Annotated in this window: 16 protein-coding genes; 6 read left to right on the top strand and 10 right to left on the bottom strand. The window is 50.0% G+C overall.

Annotated elements, in window-relative coordinates; all coding sequences use genetic code 11:
- Nucleotides 1–11 precede the first annotated feature (11 nt).
- The 6 genes from tilS to H6G89_RS14455 all read right to left on the bottom strand — a co-directional run bounded on the left by tilS (nucleotide 12) and on the right by H6G89_RS14455 (nucleotide 6,635).
- Complete coding sequence (gene tilS / locus H6G89_RS14480; RefSeq protein ID WP_190507403.1) at nucleotides 12–1,019, bottom strand: tRNA lysidine(34) synthetase TilS; 1,008 nt, start codon at nucleotides 1,017–1,019, stop codon at nucleotides 12–14.
- A 111-nt stretch (nucleotides 1,020–1,130) separates the two neighbouring features.
- Nucleotides 1,131–1,574 (bottom strand): KGK domain-containing protein, encoded by a 444-nt coding sequence (locus H6G89_RS14475; RefSeq protein ID WP_190507396.1) that lies wholly within the window; start codon nucleotides 1,572–1,574, stop codon nucleotides 1,131–1,133.
- Between the two features lie 19 nt (nucleotides 1,575–1,593).
- Complete coding sequence (gene ccsB, locus H6G89_RS14470) at nucleotides 1,594–2,610, bottom strand: c-type cytochrome biogenesis protein CcsB (protein ID WP_190507394.1); 1,017 nt, start codon at nucleotides 2,608–2,610, stop codon at nucleotides 1,594–1,596.
- A gap of 324 nt (nucleotides 2,611–2,934) precedes the next feature.
- Nucleotides 2,935–4,284: a methylglyoxal synthase gene (gene mgsA, locus H6G89_RS14465; RefSeq protein ID WP_339384627.1), complete on the bottom strand. Its 1,350-nt coding sequence runs from the start codon at nucleotides 4,282–4,284 to the stop codon at nucleotides 2,935–2,937.
- Nucleotides 4,285–4,301: 17 nt separating this feature from the next.
- Nucleotides 4,302–5,081 carry a type I methionyl aminopeptidase gene (gene map / locus H6G89_RS14460; protein WP_190507392.1) on the bottom strand — a complete coding sequence of 260 codons (780 nt, stop codon included), beginning with the start codon at nucleotides 5,079–5,081 and terminating at the stop codon, nucleotides 4,302–4,304.
- A 240-nt stretch (nucleotides 5,082–5,321) separates the two neighbouring features.
- A complete protein-coding gene (locus H6G89_RS14455; RefSeq protein ID WP_190507390.1) occupies nucleotides 5,322–6,635 on the bottom strand; it encodes an ATP-binding protein in 1,314 nt (437 codons plus the stop codon).
- Nucleotides 6,636–6,658: 23 nt separating this feature from the next.
- Between H6G89_RS14455 and H6G89_RS14450 the strand changes: the two genes are divergently transcribed.
- Nucleotides 6,659–6,970: a TMEM14 family protein gene (locus tag H6G89_RS14450; protein WP_190507388.1), complete on the top strand. Its 312-nt coding sequence runs from the start codon at nucleotides 6,659–6,661 to the stop codon at nucleotides 6,968–6,970.
- 17 nt (nucleotides 6,971–6,987) lie between these two features.
- On the opposite strand, the gene H6G89_RS14445 is transcribed toward H6G89_RS14450, so the two are convergent.
- Both H6G89_RS14445 and H6G89_RS14440 read right to left on the bottom strand, forming a co-directional pair.
- Nucleotides 6,988–7,125, bottom strand: a complete 138-nt coding sequence (locus H6G89_RS14445) for a hypothetical protein (RefSeq protein ID WP_190507385.1) — start codon at nucleotides 7,123–7,125, stop codon at nucleotides 6,988–6,990.
- Nucleotides 7,126–7,250: 125 nt separating this feature from the next.
- Nucleotides 7,251–8,024 carry a DUF4079 domain-containing protein gene (locus H6G89_RS14440; protein WP_190507383.1) on the bottom strand — a complete coding sequence of 258 codons (774 nt, stop codon included), beginning with the start codon at nucleotides 8,022–8,024 and terminating at the stop codon, nucleotides 7,251–7,253.
- Nucleotides 8,025–8,696: 672 nt separating this feature from the next.
- Here H6G89_RS14440 and H6G89_RS14435 point away from each other — a divergent pair.
- Complete coding sequence (locus H6G89_RS14435) at nucleotides 8,697–10,976, top strand: glycosyltransferase family 2 protein (RefSeq protein ID WP_190507381.1); 2,280 nt, start codon at nucleotides 8,697–8,699, stop codon at nucleotides 10,974–10,976.
- An 85-nt stretch (nucleotides 10,977–11,061) separates the two neighbouring features.
- Here the strand turns inward: H6G89_RS14435 and menA are convergent, their stop codons facing one another.
- The gene (menA, locus tag H6G89_RS14430) at nucleotides 11,062–11,958 is read right to left on the bottom strand and encodes a 2-carboxy-1,4-naphthoquinone phytyltransferase (protein WP_190507379.1); all 897 of its coding nucleotides are present in this window, start codon (nucleotides 11,956–11,958) and stop codon (nucleotides 11,062–11,064) included.
- 283 nt (nucleotides 11,959–12,241) lie between these two features.
- Between menA and H6G89_RS14425 the strand changes: the two genes are divergently transcribed.
- Complete coding sequence (locus H6G89_RS14425; RefSeq protein WP_190507377.1) at nucleotides 12,242–13,663, top strand: isochorismate synthase; 1,422 nt, start codon at nucleotides 12,242–12,244, stop codon at nucleotides 13,661–13,663.
- A 106-nt stretch (nucleotides 13,664–13,769) separates the two neighbouring features.
- On the opposite strand, the gene H6G89_RS14420 is transcribed toward H6G89_RS14425, so the two are convergent.
- Nucleotides 13,770–14,111, bottom strand: a complete 342-nt coding sequence (locus H6G89_RS14420) for a DMT family protein (protein ID WP_190507375.1) — start codon at nucleotides 14,109–14,111, stop codon at nucleotides 13,770–13,772.
- Nucleotides 14,112–14,386: 275 nt separating this feature from the next.
- Here H6G89_RS14420 and H6G89_RS14415 point away from each other — a divergent pair, with 275 nt between their 5' ends.
- The 3 genes from H6G89_RS14415 to cutA all read left to right on the top strand — a co-directional run bounded on the left by H6G89_RS14415 (nucleotide 14,387) and on the right by cutA (nucleotide 16,458).
- Nucleotides 14,387–15,136 carry a 4'-phosphopantetheinyl transferase family protein gene (locus H6G89_RS14415; protein WP_190507373.1) on the top strand — a complete coding sequence of 250 codons (750 nt, stop codon included), beginning with the start codon at nucleotides 14,387–14,389 and terminating at the stop codon, nucleotides 15,134–15,136.
- A gap of 251 nt (nucleotides 15,137–15,387) precedes the next feature.
- Nucleotides 15,388–16,098, top strand: a complete 711-nt coding sequence (locus tag H6G89_RS14410) for a pentapeptide repeat-containing protein (RefSeq protein WP_190507367.1) — start codon at nucleotides 15,388–15,390, stop codon at nucleotides 16,096–16,098.
- A gap of 24 nt (nucleotides 16,099–16,122) precedes the next feature.
- Nucleotides 16,123–16,458, top strand: a complete 336-nt coding sequence (gene cutA / locus H6G89_RS14405; RefSeq protein ID WP_190507365.1) for a divalent-cation tolerance protein CutA — start codon at nucleotides 16,123–16,125, stop codon at nucleotides 16,456–16,458.
- The last annotated feature ends 278 nt before the right edge of the window (nucleotides 16,459–16,736 follow it).

Below are 16,736 nucleotides of genomic sequence, written 5' to 3'. Positions count from 1 at the left end.
CTCTTAATTTTTCATTCTGCTTTTTTCTCTCTTCCCTTCCTGATCCAAATCCAATCCCCCTCGACCTCAGCGATCGCTCCTCCTGGGAAAGGATCGGTGCGAGAACGATTGGTAGCCGTAATTAAGGCAGTTAGCTTCTCAATGTGCTCAAAACTGGGTGCGCTGGGCATTAGCTCTTGTAGAACTTGGCGCATAACTCGACGCTGCAACGCCAGGGGAGCTGACCGCAACACACTTCGCTTTAGCCCCTGAGCCTCAGTTGTCGATGGGCTAACGGAATAGACATTTGCCTGTTCTCGCAGGTGTTGGGCAGACGTTTCTAAAAAAGCAACCTCTGCCCGGAGCAATTCTGCGGTTTGGGCGAGGGCCTGTTCTACTTGAGGATTGAAGTGAGTTTGCAGGTAGGGCAACAGATCATGACGAATGCGATTGCGGGCATAGCTTTGGTCTTGATTAGTAGAGTCCTCCCAAATGGTCAGTTGAGCCTCGTGACAAAACTGAGCCGTTTCAGCACGAGTCGCTTCCAACAGTGGACGAACTAGCTGAACTCCAGGAACTAATGCTCGTTGCCAGGTCAACGCTTGCAGTCCATCTGCACCACTGCCCCGGATCAAATTGTAAAGGAGTGTCTCAGCGCGATCGCTGGCTGTGTGTCCCGTGGCAATCGCTGTGTACCCGTGAGTTTGAGCCAGACTCGCCAGCACCTCGTATCGCCATTGCCGTGCTGCCGCTTCGCTGGTGGGAGGGGTTTCCGCCGTGACGCAATAACCAGGAAGCCCCCACTGTTGCGCCAGTTGCATAACGTAGCTGGCATTGCCCGCCGAGTCCGTTCGCCATTGATGGTTACAGTGGGCGATCGCCAACTCCCACCTCCACTTGGGTTGAAGATCCAGCAATAGCTGTGCCAAACAGAGTGAATCTTGTCCTCCCGACACTGCCACTAAGAGGCGTTGCTGTTTGGACAACAACCCTCGATGCCGAAGCGTTTTATGCAGGCGATCGTGTAGGGGAGTCCACATAGGAAAAGCTGAAGGATGAAATATGAAGGATGAAACCAAAATACAGGGATGGGAGTCTAGTTTTATCCTTTAGCTTTTATCCTTTATCCTTCAGAGTTTATCCTTCATGTTCTAGTAGTTCACATCTGCGTCATCTTCGTAAAAGTCATCTGGTTGGACGTAAACATCTCGGTCTTGGCGAGAGTAGATATCTTCGCGATCGCTCCTGGGAGGATATACATCTTCACGGCTATTGCGTCTATAGGGCTGTTCGCGATCGCGAGTAGGGGGTTGCTCTCGCAACAGTTTTGGCTGTTTTTCAGGGCAAAACTCTAAGCGAATTCGGACACGACCCCGCTGCCATCCCTGATTGCCAAACCGCAACACTTCACAGGGCAAGCCAGACCCAAACCAGCCTTCGCTATCTTCTGTCCATTCGTCTTCACGCTCGCTGACGGCCTGCGCCAGCGCGTCTAAAAATTCGACCACCTTAAAGGTCGGGTTTGGAATCAGAACCCGCCCCTCTCGGATGTACAACACTTCGTCATCATTTAGTGGTGCAAATTCGTTTTCCATTCTTTCGTTCCCAAAATAATTAGAAGAACCAGCCGTAACTGTGTAACCCCTTACCCAGCAGATTGACACCGAGGTAGCAGACCCAAACGACCAGGAAGCCACTTGCTGCCAAAATAGCGGGTCGTCGTCCCTGCCAACCTTTTGTGATGCGGGCGTGGAGATAGGCGGCAAACACGAGCCAGGTGATCAGTGCCCAGGTTTCTTTAGGGTCCCAACTCCAGTACGATCCCCAGGCTTCATTTGCCCAGACAGCTCCAGCGATGATGCCAATCGTCAATAGAGGAAAGCCTAAGCCAATAATACGGTAGCTGATGTTGTCGAGGGTGTCAGCCAGGTTGAGGCGTTGTGGAGAGAGGGGTTGAGCCTCGGTGGTAGTAGGGGTCGCAATTGCCGCCAACACAGCCGTGTTACCGACTCCTATTTCAGTTGGCTGCTCTGCAACAGCGGCAGCACTCACTGGTTCTCCGGCTCGACGCAATCGATAACGAGCATCTCGGAATGCCCCGGTTCCTACTGAACTGCCCCGCAACTCTACCGCTTGCCCCCGTGTCACGATGAGGAAGGCGATCGCCAACAATGCCCCCACCATCAACGCCGAGTAACTGAGCAGCATGACACTGACATGCATCATTAACCAGTTGGATTTGAGAGCAGGGACGAGCGGCTCAGACACCTGCATCTGACTCGGTAGCGTCAGCGTGGCAAAAGCAGTAATACCCATGGCGATCGGTGCAGTAAACGCCCCCACCAGTCGGCTACGACTCATATTCTCAGCCAAAAAGTGAACAGCAGTGATGCCCCAGGCAATGAAGAACAAAGACTCGTACAGGTTGCTCAAGGGAAAATAGCCCGCCTCAATCCAGCGGGCTCCCAGGAGGGCTGCCATGAAGAGGTTGGCGATCGCCATTCCCGTACTCCCTGCCACCGACAGAGGCAAGTTTGGAAACGCCAAGCCTCCCCAGTACACCAGCATGGTGACAAACAGAACGGCAAAGGATGCGTTATCAAGCCAATTCTGGAGCGTAACCAAATCCATGCAGCGTCTCTCCCAACCATTACGGATACACAGTATCTCCTTATCCTATCGAGTTTGGGTCAGGTATAGCAAAAGGAGTAGGGATGAGGGAGTGGGGAAAAGGGAAGGATGAACGATAAAAGATCAAGGATGAAAGGAAAGAAAAAGGAGTTGAGAAATAGTGGGGTAATGGAGTGATAGGGAAGGATGAACGATAAAAGATCAAGAATAAAAAGAGGAGTGGTGGAGTGGCGGGTGATGGAGTGATGAGGACTGAGTAGAGTGATGGAATTCCACCTTATTTCCTACTCCTCCACTCCTCCACTCCTACTCCCTATTCCCCCTCTACGCTGATGCCTGAATCGGATCTCCCTGATCATCCAACGCATGAGCACTGGCTGTGGGGGTAAAGACGGTCAAACCACCGGGAATACATTCAATTTCAACGGGAGTCGTGCCAATCACTTCACCATCAACCACCACTTTTTGTTCGGGGTCTGTCGTTACTTTGAGTCGTTTTGCTCGCAAGCAGATAATATCCTCACGATTAGGCGCGACTTTGGTTAATGCGGCTCCAAATAATTGAATGACAGTGTTGATCGCTTGCATTTTTGTAATTGGAGCCCCAATGGTGACTTCTAATAACCCGTCATCGGGGATAACTTGCCCAAACCCTTGTGCCAGTACGGAGGTCGCTGGAGCGGCATTGGCAATGGTGATGGCTGCCGCTTGAAACTCATTAATGCTGCCCTCAACCTCAATCGTGGTTGTAAACATTTGCTGCTCGTTGAGTTGTTGCACCCCAGCCAGGAGGTACGCCAATGCCCCCAGGCGATCCTTGACTTCTCGATTGGCTCGTTCGACCGTTTCCGCCTCAAAGCCAATGCCAGCTAACAAAATCATAGGCAACCCATTACAGCGAGCGGCATCCACAACCCGTGTCACCCCAGCGGCGATCGTCTCACAAGCCCCCTGCAAGCCTCCAGGAATACCCAGAGCCGTTGCAAAGGCATTTGCCGTGCCACGGGGAATGATGCCAAGCGGGATACCTGTATTAATTAATGCTTCAGCGACGGCCGAAACGGTGCCGTCACCACCAGAAGCAATTACAAGGTCAGCCCCAGCTTCGATCGCAGTTTTTGCCAGTTCTCCTGCGCTCACGTCGGGTGTAGTTGTATGAACATACAAATGCATACTTGGCTCTAGCACCTGTCGAATCGTGGCTAAAGCCTGATCGGGGTTGCCCTGACCCGACACGGGGTTAAAAATCAAATGAGCAACTTGAGAGGCAGCGAGTTCAGTGACGATCGCCTCAGCGGTAGCTAGATTAATGGCCAAACGGACGTTATAGACTTCACATAACCGGAGCAACGACTGAATGTCGGGTTCGTGGGGCTGAGCGTAGAGCGGATCGATCAAAAAAACAACAGCTGTGACATTTCCAGCGACGACTTCAGCCGCAATTTGGGCATCACCACCTAAAGGACCTGATTGTTGAATCTCAACTTTAAGTCCAGTCGCATCCTGAACTCGCTGTCCAGTTGTTCCTGTAGCAATCAGCCGAAATCGACCAAGGAGTAGCGCATGTTTGCGAGCAAACGCTACCATGTCATTCTTTTTGCGATCGTGAGCAATGAGAGCGATCGTAGGAGCCATTGATGTGAGAGCAACATAGGGGAACAACATCCCCATCATGCGCCAAGATCGTTAAATTAAACAGTCGCCAGAGATGGATCTAGCGTTAGAATCTCTACCCCATCATCAGTGACCGCGATTGTGTGTTCAAACTGAGCCGATAATTTGCGGTCTTTGGTCACTGCTGTCCATTTATCTGCCAGGACTTCAACTTCCCAGGTGCCTTCATTGATCATCGGCTCAATGGTAAACACCATGCCTGGTCTGAGCTTTTTGCCCTTGCCTCGTTGCCCATAATGGGGGATCTGGGGTGCCGTGTGGAAAATGCGGCTGACGCCATGCCCCACAAAATCTCGAACGACTGAAAACCCGTGAGACTCTGCATAATCTTGAATGGCTGCGCCAATATCGCCGATGCGAGCACCGGGTTTGACCTCAGCGATCGCCCGTCTTAAACACTCTTCTGTCACCTCAACCAACCTGCGGGCAAGCGGAGAGGGTTGCCCCACAAAAAAGGTGCGCGACGTGTCGCCATGATAGCCATCCACAATGGGAGTGACATCAATGTTGATAATGTCTCCCTCCTTAAGCACCTGTTTTGCATTAGGGATGCCATGACACACCACCTCATTCACACTGGTGCAGATGGATTTAGGAAACCCGTGATAGCCCAACGGCGCGCTCTTAGCCCCATGTTTTTGAGTCCATGCTTCAGCCACATCGTTTAGCTCTAATGTCGTGACTCCGGGCTTGACATAGGGGGCTAAATAATCCAAAAGCTCCGCTGCTAAGCGACCCGCCTGACGCATTTTGTCAATTTCACGTTTTGACAATAAAACGATGGGTTCGTTATCCATGAAAGTTCAACTTAATTCAAAATTCTCTTCTTTTACTTTAGCGGAGTGGGGAGTGGGGAATGGGGGTGAAGACAGCTATAGCCGTCCTCAATCAACGTGAATTCGGGATCAGGATTCTGGCGGTTGAAACCGCCGCTATCGAAACAACGCGACCTGTGCCAGTTCCGTCTGACCCTTGATTCTGAGTAGTTTGCAAAGACAGGCTTAGCTCCGCTAGCCACGACTTTATTCGACGGGATCTTAACCTGAAGAGGTTAGTGTCAGTTCAGCCATGAGGAAATCAACAAACTGACGGGCACTACGCCCCGATCGCCCATTATGGCGAGTTGCCCATTGCAGAGCACGGTATTCTAGCTCCTGATCTGCCAGGGTGATGCCTGCCTGGTTTGCGAGGTGGTGCACCATTGCCAGATAGGTGGTTTGGTCGGCTGGTTCAAAGGTCAGGGTCAGACCAAAGCGATCGCTAAAGGAAAGCTTCTCCTGAACCGTGTCCCAGGCATGGACTTCATCGGCATCACTAGGACGGGGGCGATCGCCAAAGAATTCGCGGATCAGGTGGCGACGATTAGAAGTGGCATAGACCACAAGATTTTGGGGGCGAGCGGTGAGGTTGCCCTCCAACACAACTTTGAGGGCTTTGTAGGCATCCTCCTCTTCTTCAAACGAGAGGTCGTCTACAAACAGGATAAACTTTTGCGGCAAATGACGGAGGGTGTCAGATATGGTCACCAACGCATTGAGGTCGGCTTTTGAGACTTCGATCAATCGTAAGCCGCGATCGCCATAGCGATGCAGCAATGCCTTAACCAGCGACGACTTGCCCGACCCACGACTGCCATAGAGCAACACATGTAAGGCGGGGTATCCAGCCAACAAAGCCTCTGTGTTCTGGATCAACGCTTTTTGCTGCAACTCATAGCCCACCAGATTTTCTAAATGGATTGGATCAGGGTGAGCAATGCCTGTCAGCGTCCCTGCTTGCCAGCGAAAGGCTCGATATTGGGCAAACAGTCCCACGCCCACATGACGGTAGTAGGCGACTAAATCTTCTAGAATCTCTGCCCAATTGGCAGCCATTGCAAACTGCTGGCGGAGAGGCTGATGTGGGTTATCAACGTAACGTTGGACAGAGGATTGAGCATCCCAGGTGACAGGAGGAAAGGCTGAGTGGGTATGATGCTGCACCCATTGGCTCAAATCATCTCCGGTGCATTGATAAAGCCGTTGCAATGCCTGCAAATCGTGTTTTGCAGCCGCGCTCAGGGCAGGGGGAAACTCCGCCAGAGGGCATCGTTGTGCTTGCTGCGTAAAAGGATTGTCTGCCTGGAGAATTTGAGTGATGAGATAGTCTTGCCAGGAGACTTGCTCAGTTGCCAGGGCTGTAAACCACTTGCCATAGGCTCTCAGGCAACTGATTCCATCATCCTGACACAAGGTTTGCAGCAGATTAAGAAATGCTTGACCGATCTCACCACTAACGACAGACTGATAAAGCAACAACGAGGCAGCGTCGTGTTGTAAGACCGAGATAGCTTTCGTGAGTTGAGCATCCATATCCTCTAGCGGTGAAACGAGCCATGATAGGCATTATTGCAGCGATCGCCTACGGTATTCTTGCTCTGGTGGGTGGCATTATTGGCTATGCCCAGGCTAAAAGCAAAATGTCCCTGATTTCTGGTGTGATCAGTGGCGTCTTGCTGATTTTATGTGGTGTGGCTCAGTTTCGAGGAGTTGTATGGGCGGGCACCCTGGCTGCCGTGATTACCGCCGTGCTGATTGTGGTCTTTGTCATGCGACTGACTAAAACCCGCAAGTTTATGCCTGCGGGACTAATGGCGATCGCTGGAGGAGTTGCCCTGGCTGCACTCGTGGCTGATGCGTTTGTTTAAGCCTTCAAGATAATCAATTAACGTGAATTCGGGATAAGAATTTCGGCGGTTAAAACCGCCGCTATCGGCGCAAAACCGACCCGCGTCAGTTCGTCAAATCCTACATTTTCCAGAGTCCGCATCGGCGGACTTCGCTCTAGTAGCCGCGAATTCATTCACCGGACTCTTAGTTTAATTAGGGGCTTAGCTTTGCCAAGCCCCAACGTAACGGGATGACGAATGTCACTGAGAATGACTCTATCTAGGCGTCAATGACGATTAACCATCGACCCAGCAAGCCTCATGAACCGGGAGGTGGAGCCGGCGCAGCAGGCTGGACTGTGCAGGGTTGTGCCTGACAATTTTGCTGATAGAGTTGCTGGATGTAGGGTGATTGCCAACTCAACGGGATTTCCAGCAGATCACGAGCACCCGTCATGCCTTGCCCAATAAACAAGAGTAACGCAACGCAGTTAAGCACCGTGTGAACGATGCGCCAACGATGGCTCCGATCCTGGTAGATATCCTGAACGATCGCCAGCGAAAAAATCATCAAGAGAGCCGCCGTAACGCCGTAATAGAAATGGGAAACCTGCCACTCAAAATCTCGCCGAAATATCAGGGGATAGAGATTGCCATCCCCCGCCTGAAACTTCTGAAAACCAATGATAATCAGCCCCATGCCACAGAGAGTTGCAAAAATGCCTCGCCACAGCGGTGTACGAGCCTGATATAGCAGCACCAGGGAGGCGATGGTGGCAATAAAGAACGCCACGATAATGAAAAACCGGGTGGAGTTGGCAGACCAGTTTTGAGCATCAAAGACTAGCTTTTTGACGATGGGCTGAGCCATCCCCAATAACGTGATTCCTACCACCGATGCACTGAGCCACTTTCCCAGCTTCAAATGTTCTGGACCAACGATTGGAGGAATCTTGCTCTTACCATCTTGAGCAGCTTGCAATCGCCGCTGGCGGGTTTGCCACGCAAAGTTAACTACCATTCCAATCAAGGGAAAGACAAAGAAAACGGCGATCGCCGGATGCAACACGGTAGCGAAATCGGCAGCACTCATACGATAGATACCTCTCAACCTAGAGATGTCATAACACCAGGACTAAAAACTTGTAGAGGTCTAAACGCCCCTTGAAAAAAGCAAAACCTTGGCCTTCATAAACTTGTAGACCAGAACCCAACACTGTAGCCATCCAAACGGAGTTATGCAATGGAAAGATTGCAAAAGAAAACCCGTTTAGGCGTGCCAACGTGTCTAAGAAGCGTTCCAAGTCCGCTTGGATATTAATGCCAACCTCAACTATAGACACTAGATAAAAAACAAATTTATAGCAAGTTACTGCTGAGAAATGAAATTTTCCTGAGAATTCAGTCATTTTTGGGAACATTGACCACGATTAAGAGTCACACGCAGGTGAACAACTCTCGGATCAGTTGCAAGAGTCGAGCGGACTTCTTACAACTCAGGTGAGATCGGTGGATGAGGTTTTTAAAGAATTATGTAACAATTTCTTTCAGCTTAGAAATGGCTAACTTCAAAGAAAAAATAGCTCAGTCCTTTTACTCCTATCGCTATTAAAAATATTCAATCTAAATCAGGTGGGTTTGACGTAGTTCTGAATGATGCAACACAGTTATCCATTATCGATGCACTACAGTGATCACCATACTCAATCACAAATACCATTAAGCAGCTTGCACGATTCACACCAATCACCTTAGAGGCGGTGTTATGGCGACTTCACAAATGGTCAAAGAGAGAGGGCGCAACTCTCAATCTAGAAAAGCTCTACGTCCTCAAGTCACCACGATCGCCATGCTAGGTGTGGTGTTTTTGGCAGGGGCAATTACTGCTGCCTGGTTTGCAGGTCAGGGAGCCATTGCCAAAATCTTTGCCCAATGGAACGCAATGGAGCAGGCACCTCCTCTGTGGTTAGAAGTGCCTATGGTAGCAGGACGCTACCTCCTTCTTCCGTCGGTCATTCTGCTCATCATGGTGCTAGTTGTTATGAAAATCTCGCCATCGCCACGAACGTGGTCCCGCTTTTTTGTCGTCACCATTCTGCTGGCACTAACGCTGCGTTATCTGCTGTGGCGATCGCTCAGCACCTTGAACCTCGACAGCCCAATCAATGGTGTGTTTAGTCTGGGGCTATTTGTGATGGAATTGTTGGTGCTCGGCAGCAGTGTGATCCAGCTATTTCTGATGTTGCGAGTCAGCGATCGCCGTCGAGAAGCTGACATTCTCTCGCTGGATGTGTTGAATAGTAAATTTAACCCCAGCGTTGATGTCTTGATTCCGACTTACAACGAGCCAACGTTCATCTTGCGGCGCACTATCATTGGCTGTCAGGCATTGGACTACCCCAATAAAACGGTTTATCTCCTGGACGACACACGCCGTCCTGAAATGCAGGAATTAGCCAAGGAACTGGGCTGCGAATACATGACCCGCCCAGATAACCGTCATGCCAAAGCAGGCAACCTGAATCACGCGATCGCCCACACCAAAGGGGATTTGATTGTAGTCTTTGATGCCGACTTTGTGCCCACTACTAACTTTTTGACCCGCACGGTTGGCTTTTTTCAAGATCCGCAGGTCGCCCTGATCCAAACCCCGCAGAGCTTTTATAACCCCGACCCGATCGCCCGCAATTTGGGTTTAGAAAACGTGCTCACGCCCGAAGAAGAGGTATTTTATCGCCAAATTCAACCCATTCGCGATGGGGTAGGCAGTGTCGTTTGTGCGGGAACCTCGTTTGTGGTGCGGCGCAGTGCCCTCGAAGAGACAGGCGGATTCTTTACCGGATCGTTGAGCGAAGATTACTTCACAGGCATTCGCCTATCCGCTAAGGGCTACCGACTCATCTATCTGGACGAAAAGCTGAGTGCCGGACTGGCTGCCGAAAACATTGCTGCCCACGCCACCCAGCGATTACGTTGGGCACGCGGCACATTGCAAGCTTTCTTTATTGAAGCCAATCCATTGACGATTCGCGGGTTAAGTCCGCTGCAACGATTGGCACACTTCGAGGGATTGCTGCATTGGTTCACCAGCATTGCTCAGGTCGTCTTTTTACTGATGCCACTCACCTATGCCTGGTTGGGTGTGATTCCCATTCGAGCCACTGCGGCTGAGTTGTTATATTTCTTTTTGCCCTATTACATTGTGCAGTTGGCGGTTTTTTCCTGGCTCAACTACCGCGCCCGCTCTGCCCTGTTGACAAATATTTATTCCCTGGTTCTCTGCTTTCCGCTGACGGTGACGGTGATTCAGGCAATTCTCAGTCCCTTCAGCTCTGGGTTTAAAGTCACCCCCAAAGGCACAGCCAGCGATCGCTTCTATTTCAACTGGCATCTCGCCTGGCCTCTCCTGATCATGTTTGGCTTAACAGCAGTCAGCCTGTGGATGAACCTGGGCATCTGCATGATTAAAGGGGCATGGCAAACTACCGTTCCTCCAGAAGTGGCAATGCAAGTCAAAGGCATTGGCTTGGGCTGGATCTGGAGCCTTTATAACCTGATGCTCCTGGGAATCGCGCTGCTGATATTACTCGATGCCCCACGTCCCCACCCCCATGAGTGGTTTGACCTGCGCCGCACAGTGCGATTAACCGTGGATGACCAAACCTTTTGGGGCATCACAACGATGGTATCTGAGGTCGGAGCAGAGGTCGCCTTGACTCAAGGTGGATTTCCTGGCATTGCTACAGCTGAGCCGATCAGTGTCAGCTTGACCATCCTGGAGGAAGGACTAACCCTGCGCGGAGAAGTGAGCCGAACCGGGGTCTATGACGAATACCCAACCGTTCGCATTATGTTTGAGTCAATGACCCTTGTACAGCAACGACGTTTAGTGGAGATGTTGTTTTGTCGCCCAGGACAATGGCGACGGCACCAAACCCCGGGCGAGTTTCAATCGCTATTTCTGCTATTTCGCATCTTGCTGAAACCCCGTGTCATTTTTGATCGCAACGCCGATGTGAGTGCAGTTGCAGTAGCCAAGGTTTAACTGGGTCAGGTTTCCCTGTGTTGAGTGGATGGGGCGTTTTGCAAAACGTTCTGACAGAGTTTTTCAACTTGCATTCTGCCTTTGCTCAAAGGACAAACCCTAAACACAATAAAAGACCACTCCAAAAATGCAGCGCAACGGCAATAAATTTGCTGTTGCTGACTTGCTCAGGCTGATCGTGATACTTGCCAACATGGCTACAAAGTTTAACAGCAGAGGGCATACTGCCAAAAATGAGCAACGTCCACAGGGGAAACCATTGCAGTCCAACAAACAACACGGTCAATCCAAAGAGACTCCCACACGCCCACGGCAATAACTGAGCCCCGCGTCGAGTTCCCATCCGCACGATGGGCGATCGCTTTCCGGCGGCGATATCGTCACTCACCTGATGAAAGTGGGAGCAAAACAAAATCAGAGTTGTACTGATTCCTAAAATCACCGATGCCACTAAGGCAGCGGCTGACCAGGTTTGCACCTGGCTGTAATAGGCTGCCGATACTGCCAGGGGACCAAAGCTCAAGAAACACAAGATCTCGCCTAAACCCTGATAGCCCAATCGAAAGGGTGGACCCTGATAGAGATAGCCCAACCCACAGCAGACCAGAATCAAGATCAGGATCGTTGGGTCACGTTGCCACCAGGCGATCGCCACAATTCCCGCAATTCCTAAACCCAGACAAAAATTGCCCAACCAGAAAATCAACGACCGACTACCCGTCAGGTTGACCAGGGAATGATGTTTATTGCGATCGATTCCTGTCTCAGAATCGAACACATCATTTGCCAGGTTTTCCCACGCCAAAATCAAAATGGCAGATAGCAGAAACGTCAACAGAGTCCTGGCTTGAAGCACACCTGTCTCCGCAAAGGCGATCGCCGTTCCCAACAAAATGGGCATAATCGCCACGCTATACATAGGCGGCTTAATGGCGGCTAACCACAGCTTAGACTTAGGCAAAGGCAGAGATTTTGTAGTCATAATGCGGCACGAGCATCGCTGCAACCTCACAATTCTACGACAGCAAGGGTTCAGACTGTTGCTTCAGAAGGGTATAAGCCCGTTTATCGAGCAACATCAGCCAGTTTTCAGTCAGGTGCCAAACGCCCCCAACAGAGCTTCCACCGATACAGATTCCATGGCTTTACTCTCTAACCCCCAACCCCTCTACATTTCTCACCCCAACAGTCACAGAAGTATGTTACCTGTAGTGATAGTTAATGATTGAAATTTGATCTTAAAAATCTTTGACATCCTCGCTTCCATGCCAGTTGCACTTCATCAAACCGATCTATTTCAAGACCGCAAGCATCTGTATCAATTCCTCTGTTTTTGTCAACAGAAATCCCTTGAGAAAAACCAACCTCAAATTGCCAGTATTTCATCAGAGATAGAATGCATTGATCCTCTGATCCTGTTGCAAGAGTTTTCTCAAACCAATCAACCTCATTTCTATTTTGAAAAGGGTGCTCAGGGAGAAGCAATCGTTGCTTTAGGAGAGGCGATCGCCTTTGAAACTGAAGGGAGACAGCGTTTTTTTGAGGTTCAGCAATTTATCCAATCTTGCTCTGAGCAGTTCATCACCACTCATGCCATTAACCCACCGACAGTTACCCCTCATTTCTTCTGTGGGTTTACCTTTTTTGATAGCTGCAAGGCTTCTAAATCTCCTTTTTCCGTAGCGACGGTTTTACTTCCTCAGTGGCAAATTATTCACCAACAAAACCAAACTCAACTAACAGCAAATTTGAGAATTCATGCTCAATCAAATATTGAGAATTTGACTGACACACTTTGGCAGAAATATCAAGCAATTTGCAGATTAAAACGCCATAATTTTACGTTTGTACACAAAACTTCTAATTACGATTCAAACTGGAAAATCAGCGATACACATCGCTTTGGAGCAACCGTCAATGCGGCTTTAAAAGCGATTCGTGCTCGTCATCTCAACAAAATTGTGTTGGCTCACGCCGTTGACGTCGTGTCACATCGTCCCTTTCAATGGCTCCAATCTCTCCACAGCCTGCGCCACTCTTATGCAGATTGTTGTGTGTTCTCGATTCACAATGGCAAAGGACAGACGTTTATTGGAGCTAGCCCAGAGCGACTACTGCGCATTCGCGATCGCAAACTCATCACTGATGCTCTGGCAGGCTCAGCCCCCAGAGGCAAAACGGTCATTGAGGATGCAGAGTCAGCCCAACGCCTGCTCAACAGCGAAAAAGAGCAGCGAGAACATCGAGTCGTCGTGGACTTTCTCACCCAGCAACTCGCGCAATTGGGCTTGACCCCTCACTTTCCCTCCGCACCGACGTTGTTGTCATTGTCCAACATTCAGCATTTGCACACCCCCATTCATGCCGTGGTGCCAAGCCATCTGCATCCATTGTCTGTGTTGGCACAGCTTCACCCAACGCCTGCGGTTGCAGGAATGCCTAGAGAGATTGCAGGGGAACTGATTCGACAATATGAACGATTTGAGCGATCGCTCTATGCTGCTCCCCTGGGATGGGTTGATGCCCAGGGCAATGCGGAATTTATTGTCGGTATTCGCTCTGCCCTCATTGATGGGGCACATGCCCGCCTCTATGCAGGGGCAGGCATCGTAGCGGGATCAGATCCCGATCGCGAAGTCGCAGAGGTCAGGCTGAAACTGCAAGCCCTGCTTCAAGCATTGATTTGAAGACATCACCCATGTGTAGGGGTAAAGCATTCAGTTACATCAACTCTGTCGCACAATGGCGATGGTTTCAACGAATGCTTCGCTTCTACCAACCCTAGATTGCAAATCACTCAGGTTGTTCACTAAAAATGAGGTAGGCTGCACCTGCCAAAAGCATCGCTGCAAAAAAGTAATTGCGAGTCACAGGCACTTTCATATACGCCACACTAAAGCCTGCAAACACCACCATTGTGATCACCTCTTGCATCACCTTGAGTTGCGGCAAATTGAAATATTGACTACCCAACCGATTAGCGGGCACCTGAAAACAATACTCCAGAAACGCGATCGCCCAACTCACCGCGATCGCCACCCACAGAGGAGCCGCTTTCAGATCCTTTAAGTGACCGTACCAGGCAAAGGTCATGAAAATATTAGAGATGCACAACAAAATGATGGGTTTGAGCATAAAACCAATTTCCAGCAGTAAACCGACAGATGGGATAGGGGCGGTTCGCGAACTGCCCTTACAGATGCGTGGATGCGTAGCTAAGAATCGTAGATTTAATAGATTTACAAACTGTACAGACGGTTTAGCAGACCCATCTGCACATTGCGATGAATTTGATGGCAAAACCCGCCCCTGCCGAAGATCGAACTTATTTAATTCGCGTTCCTCAGCATCCTTGATGATCGCTTGTCAAGCAATACCCATAACTCACCACCATTTACAATCGCCTTCTCATGGCAACTTATCCTGTTTGGACGGCTCCACCTGCAACCCTCGAATTAACCCCCAACACGGTGCATGTGTGGCGAGTCAACACGCGATCGCTTGCGCCCCAATGGCAACAGTTTATTCATACCCTCAGTGAGGATGAGCAGATTCGAGCCAACAAGTATGTGGCTGATGTGCATCGGCAACACTTCATCGTCAACCGTGGCATTTTGCGATCGCTACTAGCCCGCTATCTCCAGTGCGCTCCGAGCACGTTGCAATTTATCTACGAGACATATGGCAAACCCCAACTAGCCAACTTTCCTAGCCATAGCCCCTTCTCAAAGGAGTGCCCACTGTACTTTAACGTCTCTCACTCCCATGGCACTGCTCTGTATGCGATCGCCTTCGACCGTATCGTCGGCATCGACCTGGAATATATTCGTCCGATCGAAGTTGAACCGCTGACCCAACGTTTTTTTACACCCAACGAATATGAAGCCCTTTGTGCGCTACCTCCCCAGGAACGGCAAGATGCCTTTTTTAAGCTCTGGACTCACAAAGAAGCCCTGGTGAAAGCAACAGGCAGCGGATTGCAGGCATTGAAACAGTTTGATGTCGCTTTTCTGCTCAAGCCATCCCTTCAGCCAAACCAGGGCTTGCCCAACTGGTTCCTTCACACTATTGAGATTGATGCAACCTACAAAGGGGCGATCGCCGTTCAAGGAGAAGCCGTCACGCTCGACTATTGGCTCTATACAGATTTTGGATTTTAGATTGGAGATTTTGGATTCAAGGTTTCCCGATACAGACGCGATCGCTCACGAAACCCGACCTTTCCGCCTCGCCCCTCTTCACTCCATTCCCTACTCCCCACTCCCCATTCTCTTGTTGACCAACATGCCAAGATGTTGACTTTCCTACCTATTCGTCAAGCAATCTTAAGGCTTTCCCACAGTGTGGTTAGGCTGCTCTAAGGTGGAGTTAGTTGGAGACGGCTCAATCAGCACCTCTCCAAGATCTCCGTATGGACGTTAGCTACTTACTCAAATGCTACGAAGCAGGGCAGCGGGATTTCATTGGTATTGATCTCCGAGGGGCAAACCTGAAAGGGGCAACTCTGATTGGGGTCAACCTAACGGGCGCAAACTTGACGGGCGCAAACTTCAGCCGCGCCTTCTTGACCAAAGCCAATTTGAGCGAGACATTTTTAAACTGGGCAGATCTGAGCTTCGCTAAATTAAGCGAAGGAGATTTGTCAAACGCAGACTTAACCAAAGCTAACCTGGCTGGTGCTTTTTTAGTTAAAGCCAATTTTGTCGGGGCTAAACTCAGTGGAGCCAACCTGAGTAACTGTAACTTACGCAGTGCCAACTTACATCGGGCTAATCTATGCAGTGCCAAGCTAGAAGGCATCAACCTGCGCAATGCAACCCTGTCAAGAGCCAACCTCAATTGGGCTAATTTGAGCGGTGCTCGGCTCAGTGGTGCTAATTTACAAGGGGCTTTTCTCAATGGAGTCAATCTTAAAGGCGCATATCTCAATGGACTAGACTTACAGGGAATTGACCTCAGTGGGGTGAACTTAACTGAAAGTAATCTCCACACTAAAACGAGCAACCGTGGTCTGGAAGGATTACACTTTGCACCCTACTTGAGTGCGGTCAACGGTGGCACTCCTCAAATCTCAGTCGATCATCTCATCGACATTGATGTGCCGAAAATGGCTCTTGATTAAACCGATTCATCACAAATTCTGATTATGGGAGCAGAGACACCCAACCAATACGGTGTGATTTTGGTAACTGCTGCATCACAAACCGAGGCAGAGGCGATCGCCCAGTCTTTAGTGACCAACCATCTTGCCGCTTGTGTCAGCTTGATGCCAATTCAGTCGGTTTACACCTGGCAGAGTAAAGTCTGTCAAGAACAAGAATGGCAGTTGGTCATCAAGACCAATCTAGAACTGTTTCCTAAACTGGAAGCCCACATTCGATCTATTCATTCCTACGAAGTGCCAGAAATCATCGCCCTTCCAATTTTGATGGGGTCAAAGCCCTACCTGCAATGGATTTCAGAACAGACCGCAGGTGATTAGTAGGGGCGAGGCATCCGGCAAATTGGTTCCACAGCAACTGAACGGTTTGTTATACCAATTTGAATTGGCTTCGCTGCATATGATTCCGTAGGGGCGTTTCGCGAAACGCCCCTACCCAGTGATCTGCCACAATCAAACATTAAATCGGTATTAGGACATCTCCCAAATTTGAACGTGATATGAGGCTTGCCCTTTAGCCTCAGTTCTCAGTTCTCAGTTCTCAGTCCTCAACCCTCAGTCCTCAGTCCTCAGCACTTTGCTACTAGTGTTGCGAACAC

Source organism: Oscillatoria sp. FACHB-1407, from assembly GCF_014697545.1.
Taxonomy (GTDB): domain Bacteria; phylum Cyanobacteriota; class Cyanobacteriia; order Elainellales; family Elainellaceae; genus FACHB-1407.
This window is presented reverse-complemented; position numbering and strand designations above follow the sequence as displayed.

Coding starts and splice junctions, on each gene's coding strand:
- tilS (WP_190507403.1), bottom strand. CDS start 1,019: ATGTGGACTCCCCTACACGATCGCCTGCATAAAACGCTTCGGCATCGA.
- H6G89_RS14475 (WP_190507396.1), bottom strand. CDS start 1,574: ATGGAAAACGAATTTGCACCACTAAATGATGACGAAGTGTTGTACATC.
- ccsB (WP_190507394.1), bottom strand. CDS start 2,610: ATGGATTTGGTTACGCTCCAGAATTGGCTTGATAACGCATCCTTTGCC.
- mgsA (WP_339384627.1), bottom strand. CDS start 4,284: ATGATGGGGATGTTGTTCCCCTATGTTGCTCTCACATCAATGGCTCCT.
- map (WP_190507392.1), bottom strand. CDS start 5,081: ATGGATAACGAACCCATCGTTTTATTGTCAAAACGTGAAATTGACAAA.
- H6G89_RS14455 (WP_190507390.1), bottom strand. CDS start 6,635: ATGGATGCTCAACTCACGAAAGCTATCTCGGTCTTACAACACGACGCT.
- H6G89_RS14450 (WP_190507388.1), top strand. CDS start 6,659: ATGATAGGCATTATTGCAGCGATCGCCTACGGTATTCTTGCTCTGGTG.
- H6G89_RS14445 (WP_190507385.1), bottom strand. CDS start 7,125: ATGAATTCGCGGCTACTAGAGCGAAGTCCGCCGATGCGGACTCTGGAA.
- H6G89_RS14440 (WP_190507383.1), bottom strand. CDS start 8,024: ATGAGTGCTGCCGATTTCGCTACCGTGTTGCATCCGGCGATCGCCGTT.
- H6G89_RS14435 (WP_190507381.1), top strand. CDS start 8,697: ATGGCGACTTCACAAATGGTCAAAGAGAGAGGGCGCAACTCTCAATCT.
- menA (WP_190507379.1), bottom strand. CDS start 11,958: ATGACTACAAAATCTCTGCCTTTGCCTAAGTCTAAGCTGTGGTTAGCC.
- H6G89_RS14425 (WP_190507377.1), top strand. CDS start 12,242: ATGCCAGTTGCACTTCATCAAACCGATCTATTTCAAGACCGCAAGCAT.
- H6G89_RS14420 (WP_190507375.1), bottom strand. CDS start 14,111: ATGCTCAAACCCATCATTTTGTTGTGCATCTCTAATATTTTCATGACC.
- H6G89_RS14415 (WP_190507373.1), top strand. CDS start 14,387: ATGGCAACTTATCCTGTTTGGACGGCTCCACCTGCAACCCTCGAATTA.
- H6G89_RS14410 (WP_190507367.1), top strand. CDS start 15,388: ATGGACGTTAGCTACTTACTCAAATGCTACGAAGCAGGGCAGCGGGAT.
- cutA (WP_190507365.1), top strand. CDS start 16,123: ATGGGAGCAGAGACACCCAACCAATACGGTGTGATTTTGGTAACTGCT.